The sequence below is a fragment of the Micromonospora sp. NPDC047730 genome (genome assembly GCF_043204765.1).
Lineage (GTDB): Bacteria > Actinomycetota > Actinomycetes > Mycobacteriales > Micromonosporaceae > Micromonospora.
In genome coordinates this window covers 492621-505233 of the sequence record NZ_JBIDCU010000001.1, presented here as the reverse complement: position 1 = coordinate 505233, position 12613 = coordinate 492621, and the positions used below count along the sequence as shown (strand labels likewise).

The 12613-nt window shown below is 71.0% G+C and carries 14 protein-coding genes, 1 tRNA gene and 1 pseudogene; 7 read left to right on the top strand and 9 right to left on the bottom strand.

The genetic code is table 11. From position 1 onward, the window contains the following. Positions 1 to 3: 3 nt before the first annotated feature. Entirely contained in the window at positions 4 to 927 is a 924-nt protein-coding gene (locus ACGF5G_RS02525) for a CPBP family intramembrane glutamic endopeptidase (protein WP_393258277.1), read from the bottom strand. Positions 928 to 1277: 350 nt separating this feature from the next. Here ACGF5G_RS02525 and ACGF5G_RS02520 point away from each other — a divergent pair, with 350 nt between their 5' ends. Continuing rightward, on the top strand, positions 1278 to 1469 hold the full coding sequence (locus tag ACGF5G_RS02520) for a general stress protein CsbD (protein ID WP_357694091.1): 192 nt from the start codon (positions 1278 to 1280) through the stop codon (positions 1467 to 1469). A gap of 57 nt (positions 1470 to 1526) precedes the next feature. Here the strand turns inward: ACGF5G_RS02520 and solA are convergent, their stop codons facing one another. Beyond that, positions 1527 to 2672, bottom strand: coding sequence for an N-methyl-L-tryptophan oxidase (solA, locus tag ACGF5G_RS02515; RefSeq protein WP_393258274.1), 1146 nt, complete (start codon positions 2670 to 2672; stop codon positions 1527 to 1529). Positions 2673 to 3127: 455 nt separating this feature from the next. On the opposite strand from solA, the gene ACGF5G_RS02510 reads away from it, so the two are divergent. Beyond that, the gene (locus tag ACGF5G_RS02510) at positions 3128 to 4093 is read left to right on the top strand and encodes a phosphotransferase enzyme family protein (RefSeq protein WP_393258271.1); all 966 of its coding nucleotides are present in this window, start codon (positions 3128 to 3130) and stop codon (positions 4091 to 4093) included. A 256-nt stretch (positions 4094 to 4349) separates the two neighbouring features. Here the strand turns inward: ACGF5G_RS02510 and ACGF5G_RS02505 are convergent, their stop codons facing one another. Beyond that, on the bottom strand, positions 4350 to 4808 hold the full coding sequence (locus ACGF5G_RS02505) for an ArsI/CadI family heavy metal resistance metalloenzyme (RefSeq protein WP_393258269.1): 459 nt from the start codon (positions 4806 to 4808) through the stop codon (positions 4350 to 4352). Positions 4809 to 4826: 18 nt separating this feature from the next. After that, positions 4827 to 4979: a hypothetical protein gene (locus ACGF5G_RS02500; protein ID WP_393258266.1), complete on the bottom strand. Its 153-nt coding sequence runs from the start codon at positions 4977 to 4979 to the stop codon at positions 4827 to 4829. Positions 4980 to 5056: 77 nt separating this feature from the next. On the opposite strand from ACGF5G_RS02500, the gene ACGF5G_RS02495 reads away from it, so the two are divergent. The 5 genes and pseudogenes from ACGF5G_RS02495 to ACGF5G_RS02475 all read left to right on the top strand — a co-directional run bounded on the left by ACGF5G_RS02495 (position 5057) and on the right by ACGF5G_RS02475 (position 7608). After that, a complete protein-coding gene (locus ACGF5G_RS02495) occupies positions 5057 to 5428 on the top strand; it encodes an ArsR/SmtB family transcription factor (protein ID WP_393258264.1) in 372 nt (123 codons plus the stop codon). Then, positions 5425 to 6132, top strand: a pseudogene (locus ACGF5G_RS02490) (aquaporin); the annotation flags it as partial. The gene ACGF5G_RS02495 and the pseudogene ACGF5G_RS02490, both read left to right, overlap by 4 nt. Before the next feature lie 20 nt (positions 6133 to 6152). Beyond that, positions 6153 to 6668 carry a GNAT family N-acetyltransferase gene (locus tag ACGF5G_RS02485; protein ID WP_393258262.1) on the top strand — a complete coding sequence of 172 codons (516 nt, stop codon included), beginning with the start codon at positions 6153 to 6155 and terminating at the stop codon, positions 6666 to 6668. 17 nt (positions 6669 to 6685) lie between these two features. Further along, a complete protein-coding gene (locus tag ACGF5G_RS02480; RefSeq protein ID WP_393258259.1) occupies positions 6686 to 7093 on the top strand; it encodes an arsenate reductase ArsC in 408 nt (135 codons plus the stop codon). A gap of 167 nt (positions 7094 to 7260) precedes the next feature. After that, positions 7261 to 7608, top strand: coding sequence for a hypothetical protein (locus tag ACGF5G_RS02475; RefSeq protein ID WP_393258256.1), 348 nt, complete (start codon positions 7261 to 7263; stop codon positions 7606 to 7608). Positions 7609 to 8362: 754 nt separating this feature from the next. On the opposite strand, the gene ACGF5G_RS02470 is transcribed toward ACGF5G_RS02475, so the two are convergent. From ACGF5G_RS02470 to ACGF5G_RS02450, 5 genes are all read right to left on the bottom strand, one after another. Then, positions 8363 to 8436, bottom strand: a tRNA-Ala gene (locus tag ACGF5G_RS02470). Between the two features lie 187 nt (positions 8437 to 8623). Continuing rightward, complete coding sequence (locus tag ACGF5G_RS02465) at positions 8624 to 9415, bottom strand: hypothetical protein (RefSeq protein WP_393258253.1); 792 nt, start codon at positions 9413 to 9415, stop codon at positions 8624 to 8626. Positions 9416 to 9593: 178 nt separating this feature from the next. After that, a complete protein-coding gene (locus tag ACGF5G_RS02460) occupies positions 9594 to 10202 on the bottom strand; it encodes a GNAT family N-acetyltransferase (protein ID WP_393258250.1) in 609 nt (202 codons plus the stop codon). A 131-nt stretch (positions 10203 to 10333) separates the two neighbouring features. Beyond that, positions 10334 to 11647: a gephyrin-like molybdotransferase Glp gene (gene glp, locus ACGF5G_RS02455; protein ID WP_357694079.1), complete on the bottom strand. Its 1314-nt coding sequence runs from the start codon at positions 11645 to 11647 to the stop codon at positions 10334 to 10336. Next, positions 11644 to 12606: a UTP--glucose-1-phosphate uridylyltransferase gene (locus ACGF5G_RS02450; protein WP_350701440.1), complete on the bottom strand. Its 963-nt coding sequence runs from the start codon at positions 12604 to 12606 to the stop codon at positions 11644 to 11646. Before ACGF5G_RS02450 ends, glp begins: the two co-directional genes overlap by 4 nt. Between the last annotated feature and the right edge of the window lie 7 nt (positions 12607 to 12613).

Here is a 12613-nt window from a genome sequence, read left to right as displayed (position 1 = left end):
CCATCACCCGGCGCGCCGGCCGGCCGCCGTCCCGGGTGACCGGTCCACCGGCGCGGCATCGTTCCCGGCGTCGCCCGGGTCGTCGCCCCCGGCGAGGATCGTGGTCACCGCCGCACCGCGGTTCAGCATGGCCTTGCGGCTCACCGCGGCCACCAGAACGGCCGCCACGACGAACAGCCACATGTCCCACGGCTGGGCGTCGGGCCAGACCGGGTTGTTCATCTGCGCGTGGAACAGGAACGGCACAAGCAGGCTCCCTCGTGCGGCGTTGAACATCGGCGTGAGGATGACGCTGATCGCCACGACCCCGAAGAAGAACGGCCAGAACGCCCACGCCGACTGTTTCGTCCCGCTCACCAGGAACGACGGCGTGTGCCAGACCGCCACCACCAGGCCGAGCAGGAGCCCGGCCCACAGCGGCGAGAAGCGCCGCTGGAGCAGCGGCAGCGCCACGCCCCGCCAGCCGAGCTCCTCGATGGGGCCGATGAAGAACATCGCCAGCAGGGCCGGCAGCACGGCGTGCCACGGCGAGAAGGGGAACGGGTCGGCGAGGTTGCCCTCGATCGCGGCTCCGGCATAGAACACCGCAGGCATGCCGACGATCAGCACCAGCCACCACGACCGCGACATCCGCCACGACGCGAAGCGACGGAAGAAGGCGCCCAGGCCCGACACGCCGTAATGGCGCCACACCATGAACACGCCCACGATGCCGGGTGCGTAGACCATGAAAACGAAGACCGGGTTGGTGTAGCCCATGGGCCCGAAAATGGCCTCGACCTTCGCCTGAAACAGCACGTACAGCATGCCCGCACCCCAGGACAGGCCGAATGTGGCGAGGAAGAAGGTACGCAGCGACCGGAAGGTCAGGCCGGCCGCCCTCCGCTCGGTGGTGTTGCGACTGCTTGTGGGTCTTCGGGCGGTCACGGTAGCCCCTCTGTGACGAAATGGACGCAGACGACCTGCCAGCCGTCTGTATCCAGCTTTCCGACGCGGGCGGCGCGGGGACATCGGGACCAACCCCGGTCGGTCCCTGACCGGCCCCTGGTTCCGGCCGGGCAAGGATTCGCGCGCCGGCCTGCACGAACGCGGACCCCGCCCGCAGCGGCGCCGGCGTCGGAAAAGGCCCGTTCCAGCCGAAGACACTCAGCCGGCACTCAACCGCCTCGGTGACCGGCCCGAGCCGCTGATCAGGGTTTTCACCGGGGGACGGGCGGGGACGCAGGGTCGGGAGGCGCGGACAGCACCCTGGTCCGCCGAAGCGACAGGGAGGCGACATGAGCTTGGAGAGGGCGAAGGACAAGGTCGAGCGGGTCGCCGGCGCCGCCAGGGCGCGGATGGGCGACATGGCACAGGGCGAGCGGGCACAGGCGGAGCAGGTGGCGAAGCGGGACGAGATACGGGGCAACCAGCCCGGCGAGCACGTTCAGGAGGACGCTCGGGACGCGCGGGACAACTTCACCACCTGACCCGGCACGTCGCCACGCCCCCGGCCGCGCGCCGGGGGCGGTGCTCCGTGTCGGGGGCTATCCGGAGAAGTCGCGTCGCGGATCGAAGAGCCCGATGGGGTGTGCGGTCGCGCCGCTCGTCGCCAGATCGGCGAGGATCTCCCCGACGACCGGGACGAACTTGAAGCCGTGCCCGGAGAACCCGCACGCGACGGTGACCTGCGGGTGCCGCGGGTGCGTCGCGATCACGAAGTGCTGGTCCGGCGTGTTGGTGTACATGCAGGTCGCGGCCCGCAGGAACCGGCCGGGAAGGGTCGGCAGGACTCCGGCGAGATGTTGCCGCATGTCCTGCACCTCCTCCGGGTGCACCTGCCGGTCGATGGTGTCCGGCGTGCAGACCGCACCGCCACGGAAGAAGGCCACCTTGGCGCCGCCGTCGGGCCCGTCGATGGCCGGGAAGCCGTACACCTGCGTGCCGGCGGCGTCCTCGTGGATGTAGATGGGATGCCGCCCGGGCTCGAAGGGGCCGACCCCGGTCTCCGGCTGGAACCAGTACATGATCTGCCGCTCGACCGTCAACGGCACACCGAGGTCGGCGAGGAGTTCGGGCGCCCAGGCACCCGGGCAGACGACGAGCCGGCCGGCGGTGTAGGAACCCTTCTCGGTCGTCACGCGTACGCCGCCCTCGGGCAGCACCTGCCAGCGCGCCACCGGCTCGCCGTAGCGCAGGTCGGCGCCGTGCCGGGCAGCGAGGTCGAGGTGAGCGGTGACGGTCGCCTCGGGGCGCACGAAGCCCGCCTTGGCCTCGAAGAGCGCCAGCTCGTCGTCCCGGGGGCTGAACGTCGGGAAGCGGCGGCGCAGCTCACCCGCGTCGAGGATCTCGTGCGGCAGGTTCCACTCGCGCGACGCACGCAGGCTGCCGGCGAACGCGAGGCTCTCCGGTTGGCCGACGAACACCCCGCCGGTGAGCGAGATGATCTCCCGCCCGGCGTCGTGTTCCAGCTTCTCCCACAGTTCGTACGCCCGGAGCAGGAGCGGTACGTAGGCCGGGTCCTCGAAGTACGACTGCCGGATGATGCGCGAGCCGCCGTGGCTCGACCCGCGGTCGTGCGCCCGCCCGAACCTCTCCAGACCGAGCACGCGCTGCCCCCGCGCGGCCAGATGGTAGGCGGCGCTGCTGCCCATCCCACCGAGCCCCACGACGATGACGTCGTAGACCGACATACCTACTTCCTCCACCCTTCGGGCGTCAGCGGCAACGGAGCGTGCCTGGCCCGCCGCTACCGTACCGAACCCAGAGGCCGCTTCCCGCGTAGTGAGAACGGCGCTGAGCTGGGTAAAGTCGCCGCCCCGCATACCCGCCCGCCATGACTCGGCGTTCACGCTGCGGCTCGTCGACAGCACGGCTAGAGCAGGATGATCCCTACGTGCCAGTCGCAGTCCGGCCCAGACGTCGAAGCGGAACACGGACTGCCTGACCAGCTCGCGATCAGTTTCGGCAAGCCGCTCTACAGGATCTAAAAGGCCGTCCCCGCCTGGCATCGTGTTCAGGCACGGGCCCCAGTCTCTCCTTCCCGTCCCTCGCCGTCGTATGGCGGCCTGTTGCTGGCTCGCTGCTGACTCCGCCTACAGGTGGCAAATCCCTTGCCGGCCGGCCTGCGAACTGCAACGCTCCGTCGGTGATCGACAAGCCTGGCGTTGACGACCGGCTTCTGGCGGCCGAGGTGGCCGCCGCCTGGGCCGTGGACGTCGCCGATCTCGTGTTCATGCCGGTCGGGCTCGACGGGGATGCATGGGCGTACCGGGTTGACACGTCCGACGGTGGGCGCTATTTCCTGAAGCTGCGCCGCGGCGAGTTCACCCGAGCCGCCGTCCTGCTGCCCGGGTTCCTCAGAGCCCAAGGCGTCAGGCAGGTCGTAGCACCGATCGACCCTCCAGACGGCGGAGCCAGTCACGGGTTCGGGGAATACCAGCTGCTGCTCTACCCGTTCCACGAGGGCGGCAGCCTGTGGGGCCGCGGCCTCACCGACCGCCAGTGGATCGAGTACGGCGAGTTCCTGGGTCGCCTGCATGCGGTTACGCCGAGCGCCGACATCGCAGCCGTCCTGCCGGTCGAGACCTACCGATCAAGCGCCGGCGAGCGGCTGCAAATCCTTGGCGAGCAGGCTGCGGCGAGCAAGGCCCTCGGCGCTTTCTGGGACCGGTACGGTGGCGCGCTGCATCGGTTGTCGGAGGCGGTCGACGACCTGGCCTCCCGCGTGACGCAAGCCCAACACGTGATCTGCCACGCCGACATCCACCCCGGCAACCTGATCGCTGACGGCGACGGTCCATTGCACGTCGTGGACTGGGATGCGCCGATCCTCGCGCCGCGCGAGCGGGACCTGATGTTCATCCACAGCCAAGACTTCGGCGACCACCCGATCAACGCGCGCCGCGCCGAACTCTTCCGCCGAGGCTATGGGCCGCTAGAACCGGACCAGACGATGCTGAGCTACTACCGCAGCGAGCGGCACCTCGACGACGTCGCCGTATTTCTACGTAGCATCCTCAACCCCGAGGCCAGTCCAGAATCTCGAGCCAACGACCTGCACTGGCTCACCCGCATCGCCGCGACCGTCGCCGACCCCAGCTACGCGCCCTGATCGGCTGCCACCAGTTCACCAACTACAGGTAAGCCCTAGCCGCATCGACTGGTCGGTATCTGCATCACGGCCGGTGAGCTGGGCAAACGTGGTTGTCTCCGGTCGTTATTGGTCGTCGCCGTCCGGCCGCTGACGGCCTGGAGCAGGCCACCGGCCCGGCCGACAAGGACCGGAGTGAGCCCTGCCCCGCTCGATCACGAACGACGGATGTGCGCGCCTGACAGCCAGTCGCCGCCAGGCGCGCACATGCCATCGGTCAGCAGCAACTCGGCGCGGCCCCGGCGACAGCCGGCTCCTTCTCGGCATTCGGGGTGCAACAGGCGCTCTCGGTGGCCTTCTCCAGTTGGTCGGAGTCGGCTTTGACGGTGTAGACCTCCCAGGGCTCGTTGCCGGGGCCGCGTACCCAGACCTTGTCCTGGAGGGCGTAGCAGCATTCCGTGCTGTTCTCTTCGAGGGTGATCAGGCCCGCGTCGGTGAGGCGGTTGGTGGCGGCGTTGACCTCGTCGGTGCTGAACACCTCGACGCCCAGGTGGTCCATCACGGTCGGCTGGTCGGGCTCGCCTTCGAGCAGCACGAGCTTCAAGGGAGGGTTCTCGATGGCGAAGTTGGCGTAGCCGGGGCGACGCTTGGCCGGCTCGCTGTCGAACAGCTTCGAGTAGAAGGCGACGGAGCCTTCGAGGTCGGACACGCGCAGGGCGAGCTGGATACGGGACATGGTTTCCCCTCCTGAGGGTTAGCGGATGTGGTGGCTGGTGAGAGCGGTGGTGCGGGTGCGCTCGTAGCAGGCGTCGGCATGGCAGTCCGCAGTGCAGACCTGCCCGCACGACTCGCAGAGCGTCACCCCCTGGGCGTGGGTGGTGCGGCGACGGGAGAACAGCTTGGGCATCGCTTCGTCCTTGCCTAGATGATTTTCGAAGCAGGACCTACGTTGCACCCTGTTTCGAGATATGTCAACCTAGAGGCATGTCGAAACAAGCGCTGCCGGTGGTGGACCTCCAAGCCGTGGCCTGCTGCTCCCCGATCGCCGTCCGCCCCCTGGATGCCGACCAAGCGGCGGTGGTCGCGCCGATGTTCAAGGCCCTGGGCGACCCGATCCGGCTGCGGCTGATGTCGATGATCGCCTCGGTGCCGGAGATCTGCGTCTGCGACCTGACCCCGGCGTTCGACCTGTCCGGGCCGACCATCTCCCACCACCTCAAGGTGCTGCGCGAGGCCGGCCTGGTCGACTCCGACCGACGCGGCACCTGGGTCTGGTACCGGGTCCGCCCGGAAGCGTTTCGGCAACTCGGCGCGCTGTTGGACATCTCCACCACATCCGCGCAGGCCACCGCGTGACCCTCACCCTGACTCGTCGGGCATCGGCTGAGTTCACCGGTACGGCACTGCTGGTCACCGCGGTCGTCGGCTCCGGGATCGCCGCCGCCCGGCTCTCTCCCACCGACATCGGGCTCCAGCTCCTGGAAAACGCGATTGCCACCGCCCTCGCCCTGGGCGCGCTGATCCTCATGTTCGGGCCGGTGTCCGGGGCGCACTTCAACCCGGTTGTCTCTGCCGTCGACTGGTGGCTCGGCCGCCGCGCCGGCACCGGCCTGACCGCCCGCGCCCTCGCCGCCTACACCACCGCTCAGACCGGCGGAGCCATCACCGGGGCGGTGCTGGCCGGCCTGATGTTCGACCTGCCGGCCGTGGCCTGGTCCCGCACCGAGCGGACCGGGGGGCACTTGTGGCTGGCCGAGGTGGTCGCCACCGCCGGCCTGGTCGTCCTGGTCTTCGCCCTCGCCCGCTCGGCCCGCACCTCCGCCGCCCCTGCCGCTGTGGGCGCCTACATCGGCGCGGCCTACTGGTTCACCTCGTCGACTTCGTTCGCCAACCCCGCTGTCACCATCGGCCGGGCCTTTACCGACACCTTCGCCGGAATCGCCCCGGCCTCGGTGCCCGGCTTCGTCGCCGCCCAGCTCGTTGGCGGCCTGGTCGCCGTCGCCGCCCTCGCCGCCTGGTACCCCCACGCCGCCGACTCCGCCGACGCCGTCGTCGTGCCGCACCTCGTCCAGGAGAACCGATGACCTCCCCCGCCAGCACCACCGGCATCACCATCGCCGCCATGGGCAACCAGCACGCCGACGCCGTGCTGGATATCTACCGGCTCGGCATCGCCACCGGCAATGCCACCTTCGAAACCGAACCGCCCACCTGGGAACAGTTCACCGCCAGCCGGCTACCCGGTCACCGCTGGGTGGCCGTCGACCCCACCGGCCGGGTCCTCGGCTGGGTCGCCTGCTCCGCCGTGTCCGACCGGTGCGTCTACGCCGGGGTGGTCGAGCACTCCGTCTACGTCCACCCCGACGCCCGCAGCCATGGAGTCGGCCGTCGCCTGCTCGACGCCCTGATCGCCTCCACCGAGCAGGCCGGCATCTGGACCATCCAATCCGGCGTCTTCCCCGAGAACACCGCCAGCCTCGCCCTACATACCGCCTGCGGCTTCCGCACCGTCGGCACCCGCGAACGCGTCGGCCGCCACCACGGAACCTGGCGCGACGTCACCCTCATCGAACGCCGCAGCCCGATCTTCATCTGACAGGAAGAACATCACCGATGAGCGACAAGCCCAGCGTCCTGTTCGTCTGCGTCCACAACGCCGGCCGCTCCCAGATGGCCGCCGCCTGGCTGCGCCACCTCGCCGGAGACACCATCGAGGTCCGCTCCGCTGGCAGCGCACCCGCCGACCAGATCAACCCCGTCGCCGTCGACGCCATGCGGGAGGTCGGCATCGACATCATCGACCAGACCCCGGCCCAACTCACCTGGGACACGGCCGAAGCCAGCGACGTCATCATCACCATGGGCTGCGGCGACGCCTGCCCCGTATTCCCCGGCAAGCGCTACGAGGACTGGAAGCTCACCGACCCCGCCGGCCAACCCCTCGACGTCGTCCGCCAGATCCGCGACGACATCAAGACCCGAGTCACCGACCTGCTCGCCAGCATCGAGCCACAAGGCTGAGCAACCCGGCTCGCTAGCTGTACTGCCCAGGGAGTCCGGCCGATTGCCTCCGTTGACGACCTCGCCCGGCATGACCTGTTCGAGTCCCACGACGAGCACGCAGCCTTCCTGGTCGACCTCTACGCCCTTTCGGCAACGTCCGGAAATTACCTGAGCGGAGAAATTCAATGGCCATTCCGAAGAAGGGCAGCCGCCTCATCTCGGTCGACGACATCACCTATCGCTGGCGGATCCGCCCGAAGCCCACGTACAGCCAGGGACTGGCCGAGACGGCGTTGACCTATGCCGTTGAGCTGGAGCAGGATCCGGGCTCGGTACTTGTCGTCACGACCGACTTCCCGCGACCGGACAACTGGATCGTGTCCTCTGGGAGGGCGGTTCGTCCGACCGAGGTTGCGGACACCATCCGGGAAGCGCTCCGGCAAGGCTGGCGGCCCGACCGACCGAGCCCGGTGATGCAGATGAGCGCTACCGCCAGCAGGAGACTGGCCTCGGCCGAGACGTCAGGAGCCTGAGCAGCAGATCTCAGGCCCCCGACGTCACCAGCTCGATCCGCCTGCGGCGGTCCGGCGTCGTATGCCTCACCGCCACCGCTCGCTCGGGTCGGGGGCGGATCCGCGTAGCGTCGGCTCACCGCGCGCCTGGACCACGTACTCCGGTGGCACGCCGCACAGCGGAGCGGCAGCGATCGCCCAGCCCACGGCGGCGGGTGACCACCCACGCGATCGTCACGGCCTGGCGGACGTTGGGTGGGAGGTGGACTACGTGGGCGGGTTGTCTAGACATGAGGATGCCGCGTCCTCGTGGGGGTGCTGTAGTACCTGGCCGCGGCTCGCATGGACTCAATGAGTGTGGATCCGGGATAGTAGCGGCAGTCGGCTCCCGAGGTAACGCGTTCGGTGGCGATCGACCTCGTCGCCCTGCCGGAGTCAACGGTCCAGAACATGATCGACGCGCTGAGGCTCCCCCTGCGGGCAGGGCAGCACCGACAGGAGATCACCGGCGTGTTTGGGGAGCCCACCGGCACACAGAGTTTCGTGCGGATCGGGTCACCCTCATCTTCCGCATCGGCGCTGCGGAGCCCTACGAACTGAGCTGCACCATTCACGAGGAGCAGGGGCTGATCTACCTGACGATGCATCCCACGCCGCTGCCGGATTAGCTCGCGGCCAGCCCCATCGACCCTGCGGTCGACGACTGCTGTACTTCACTGCTGCACAAGATCGAAAAAGGCCGTCTCCCACGACGGGAAACGGCCTTTGAACTGGGTGGAGCTGAGGGGATTTGAACCCCTGACCCCCTCGATGCGAACGAGGTGCGCTACCGGTCTGCGCCACAGCCCCTCCGCCGGCGAACCGGCGTCGGTCCCACCCGGCTTTCACCGGGCGGGCCGGCGCCAAGGCTAACAGGTCGACCGCCCCCGCCGCGAATCCACCCCCGGCGCGGCGGGATCTTGGCGAGAACCGACCCTCGGAGGATCGGATCGGCGACGCCGGAAGCGGACATCCGGGCCGCGTCGGAAACCGACACTCAAGCCGAGTGGGTGCCGCGACCGGACTGGTACGGGCGGCCCCGCAGGCCGCCCGTACGCCGGTAGGACACGGAGCCGCCGTTGGCCGCCGCGGGCAGGTCGGCCGGCCGGTCCAGGCCCATCGCGGCGCGGCGTACCACCTCGCGCTGGGCCGCCAGGCGGCGCTGCGCCTCCCGGCGGGCCGCCGCCCGACGGGCCTGCTCCCGCCGCACCTCAGCCTGCCGGGCGGCCAGCCACGCCGCCTCCCGGGCCTGCGCCCGCCGCCGCCGGCGATCCGCCACCGCCCGCGCCCGCAGGTGTACGACGTACGCGACCAGCAGGGTGGCGGTGACCCCGAAGCTGATCCAGAAGCCGGGGCCGACCACGATCACGCCGATCAGCTCGACGAAGTTGAGCAGGAGCAGCGCGGCGAGCACCCGGCGTCGGCGGTAGACGGCGGGGGTGTGCTGCCGGCGGGACGGCGGCCGGCGGCGGTTCTTCTTCCCGGCGGGCGGCACGGCGCGCAGCCGGCTCGACCGGCGGGCGGCGGGTGGCGCGGAGACCGGGGCCGCGAGACCCCCCGCGTCCTTGCTCTCGCTCAGGGTGACGACGAGGGATCGGGGCGGGTGGACCGGCTTCCGCCCCGGGACAGTACGACGCCGCCGGCGGCGCTGGAGCACCCGCGCCGTCGACTGCGCCCGCTCCGCCACCAGCCGCTCGGTGGCGTCGTACCGGCGGACCAGCGCCGGCGCGAGGGCGAGCAGGCCGGCGGCGGCGAGGACGGCGAGGAGCACCGAGGTCGGCACCCTCACCCCTCCCGTCACCGAATTCGGAGCAACCGCCGCCCGACCGCAGGATCTTCCACCGAGCGTGGTCGGGTGCGTGGATCGTACGGGTGGAGCAGCGCTTGCCACAGCTTGCAGTCACTTGAGGTTACGGGCCGCCGACGCGGATGGTGACGCGCCGCGCCGATCCCGTCCGTGGGACGGCTCACCCCGCGACGGCGCGGATCCGGTGCCAGCGGCCCAGCAGGCCGCCCTCGGCGGCGACCTCCTCACTGGTCATCGCGTATCCGATGTGGTCCCGCCACGCACCGTCGATGTGCATGTAGCGCACGTGGTACGACTCCTCGCGGAAGCCCAGCTTCTCCACCACCCGGCGGGACGGCCGGTTCTCGGGGCGGATGTTCACCTCGACCCGGTGCAGCCCGCCCGCGCCGAAGGCGTGGTCGACGGCGAGCGCCAACGCGGTCGGGATGATGCCGCGACCGGCCACCCGGGAGTCGACCCAGTAGCCGACGTACCCGGAGCAGAACGCCCGCCGGACGATGCTGCCCACGTTGAGGTGGCCGACCAGCCGCTCCCGGCCGTCCTCGCGCAGGCAGACCGCGAACGGCATCCCCTCGCCGCTGCGCGCCGACCGGCGCTGGTCGCGGTGCACCCAGCGGAACGCGGCCGGCGAGTTCAGCTCGTGCCAGCTTCCCGGCAGGGACGACTCCCACGGCGCGAGCCACTCTTGGTTGGCGCGGCGCACCTCCGACCAGGCGGCGGCGTCCGCCCGCCGGTAGGGCCGCAGCACCACCGGGCCATCGTTCAGCACCGCCGGCCACCCCGGCGCCCGCCCACCCCCGAACAGATTCACCGCGTCAGCTTCCGCTCACGACCGCGTCATCGCAAGCGCACTCCTGCCCGCACCGCACCGTCCGTCCAGCCGCGCCCGGGAGGCCACGCTCACCGGCGACGGTCCAGCAGGAGGACGTCCACGGTGGACCCGGCCGCCGCGGTGGTCACCCGCTCGCCGAGCACCAACAGGCCGTTCGCCTCGGCCAACCCGGAGAGGGTGTACGGCCCGCCGTTGAGCGGCTGGACCGTGTAGCCACCGCCGCGCCGCTCGGCGACGTGCGCGGGGCGGAACTCGCGCAGCCCGACCGGGGACGAGATCGTCTCCAGCAGGTGCGCGCGGACGCTGGGCCGGAACACCGGTTCCGCCCCGGCGAGCAGGTTTATCGCCGGGCGGGCCAGCACCTCGAAGCCGATCAGGGCGGCGCCCGTGTCGCCGGGCAGGCACACCACCGGCACCTCCTCGGCGCCGACCGTGCCGAAGCCGAGGGAGGTGCCGGGATAGAGCGCCACCTCGGTGAACATGACCGGCCCGGCCCGGCCGCCCTCGCGGCGGGAGAGGATCCGCCGCACCATGTCGCCCGGCCCGGTGCCGGTGCCCCCCGTGGTGATGATCAGGTCGGCGCGCAGCGTCTGGTCCTCCAGCAGCCCGCGCAGCCCCTCCGGGTCGTCGTCGCAGATGCCCACCCGGTACGCCAAGGCGCCCACCTCGGCCGCCGCCGCGGTGAGCGCGTGCGAGTTGGCGTCGACCGTCTGGCCGGGCTGGCTGCCCCGGCCCACGTCGACCAGCTCGTCGCCGGTGGCCACGATGACCACCCGGGGGCTGGGCCGGACCACCACGTGCCCGATGCCGGTGGCGGCGAACACCGCGACCAGCGCCGGGGAGACGTAGGTGCCGGCCCGGGCCAGCAGGGTCCCGGCGGGCAGCTCCTCGCCGGCCCGGCGTACCCCGTACCCGCGTTTGGGGACGCGGAAGATCTCCACCGCGGCCATGCCCTGGTCGGTCCACTCGACGGGGACCACCACGTCCGCGGCGAGCGGCAGCGGCGCCCCGGCGGCGACGGAGAAGCACGCGCCGGGGGTGAGCCGCACCGGGCGCCAGCTCGCCGCGCCGAGGTCGCCGACGACGTTGAGCCGGACGTTGCGCCCGCCCGGCCCGCCGGACTGGGTCGGGACGTAGCCCACGCCCCGACCGCCTCCGGAGATGTCCTCCCAGCGGGCCGCGTACCCGTCCACGGCCGCCTGGTCGAAGGCAGGGAAGGAGTGCGGCGCGACGACGTCCTCGGCGAGGACGTTGCCGTGCGCCTGGGTGAGGTCGAGGTCGAGCGGAGGCAGCGCGCGTAACCTGCGCAGCACGCTGCCCAGGTAGTCGGCGAGCGGCATCAACTCGTTCGCGGCCGCCTCGGCGTCGGCCGACGCTGTCATGTACCAGTCACGCCCGACACGTCGGAGTTGACGAACTCGGCCAGCCACTTGCGGAACTCGCCGCCGAGGTCGTCGCGCTCGGCGGCGATCTGCACCACGGTCTGGAGGTAGCCCAGCGGCATGCCGGTGTCGTAGCGGGTGCCCCGGTAGACGATCGCGTGCACCGGCGTGCCCTCGTTGCGCAGCAGCTCCATCGCGTCGGTCAGCTGGATCTCCCCACCGCTGCCCGGCTTCGTACGCCGGATCGCGTCGAAGATGCTGGCGGGCAGCACGTAGCGGCCCAGCACCGCGAGGTTGCTCGGCGCGTCCTCCGGCTTGGGCTTCTCCACCATGCCGGTGACCCGGACGACCTCGCCGATGTCGGTCAGCTCCGCCTCCGCCGGCTCGACCGAGGCGATGCCGTAGCGCTTGGTCTCGGAGGGGTCGACCTCGAAGAAGGCCAGCACGACGCCGCCGGTGCGGGCCTGGAGCTCCAACATGGCCGGCAGCAGCGGCTCGGACTGCTTCACGAACTCGTCACCGAGCAGCACCGCGAAGGGCTGGTCGCCGACGTGCGACTCGGCGTAACCGACGGCGTGGCCGAGGCCGAGCTGCTCGGGCTGCCGGCAGGTGTAGATCTCGGCCAGCTCGCTGGGGCGGCGCACGGCGGCCAGCCGCTCGGCGTCGCCCTTCTCCTCCAGCCGGGCCTCCAGGTCGGGGCGGCGGTCGAAGTGGTCCACCATCGACGTCTTGCCCCGCCCGGTGATCAGCAGGACGTCGCCGATGCCGGCCTGGGTGGCCTCCTCGACGATGTACTGCAGCACCGGCCGGTCGACCACCGGGAGCAGCTCCTTGGGCACCGCCTTCGTGGCCGGCAGGAACCGGGTGGCCAGTCCGGCGGCCGGGATGACTGCTTTGACCGCGCGGGAGCGACCGGTTGCGGCGGTCGCCGTTGAGGGGTTCGCTGAGTGCTCCGACATGTCGCGA

Excerpts from the sequence above, each read along its gene's own strand:
- ACGF5G_RS02520 (WP_357694091.1), top strand. The coding sequence starts at position 1,278 with ATGAGCTTGGAGAGGGCGAAGGACAAGGTCGAGCGGGTCGCCGGCGCC.
- solA (WP_393258274.1), bottom strand. The coding sequence starts at position 2,672 with ATGTCGGTCTACGACGTCATCGTCGTGGGGCTCGGTGGGATGGGCAGC.
- ACGF5G_RS02505 (WP_393258269.1), bottom strand. The coding sequence starts at position 4,808 with ATGTCCCGTATCCAGCTCGCCCTGCGCGTGTCCGACCTCGAAGGCTCC.
- ACGF5G_RS02500 (WP_393258266.1), bottom strand. The coding sequence starts at position 4,979 with ATGCCCAAGCTGTTCTCCCGTCGCCGCACCACCCACGCCCAGGGGGTG.
- ACGF5G_RS02495 (WP_393258264.1), top strand. The coding sequence starts at position 5,057 with ATGTCGAAACAAGCGCTGCCGGTGGTGGACCTCCAAGCCGTGGCCTGC.
- ACGF5G_RS02485 (WP_393258262.1), top strand. The coding sequence starts at position 6,153 with ATGACCTCCCCCGCCAGCACCACCGGCATCACCATCGCCGCCATGGGC.
- ACGF5G_RS02480 (WP_393258259.1), top strand. The coding sequence starts at position 6,686 with ATGAGCGACAAGCCCAGCGTCCTGTTCGTCTGCGTCCACAACGCCGGC.
- ACGF5G_RS02475 (WP_393258256.1), top strand. The coding sequence starts at position 7,261 with ATGGCCATTCCGAAGAAGGGCAGCCGCCTCATCTCGGTCGACGACATC.
- glp (WP_357694079.1), bottom strand. The coding sequence starts at position 11,647 with ATGACAGCGTCGGCCGACGCCGAGGCGGCCGCGAACGAGTTGATGCCG.
- ACGF5G_RS02450 (WP_350701440.1), bottom strand. The coding sequence starts at position 12,606 with ATGTCGGAGCACTCAGCGAACCCCTCAACGGCGACCGCCGCAACCGGT.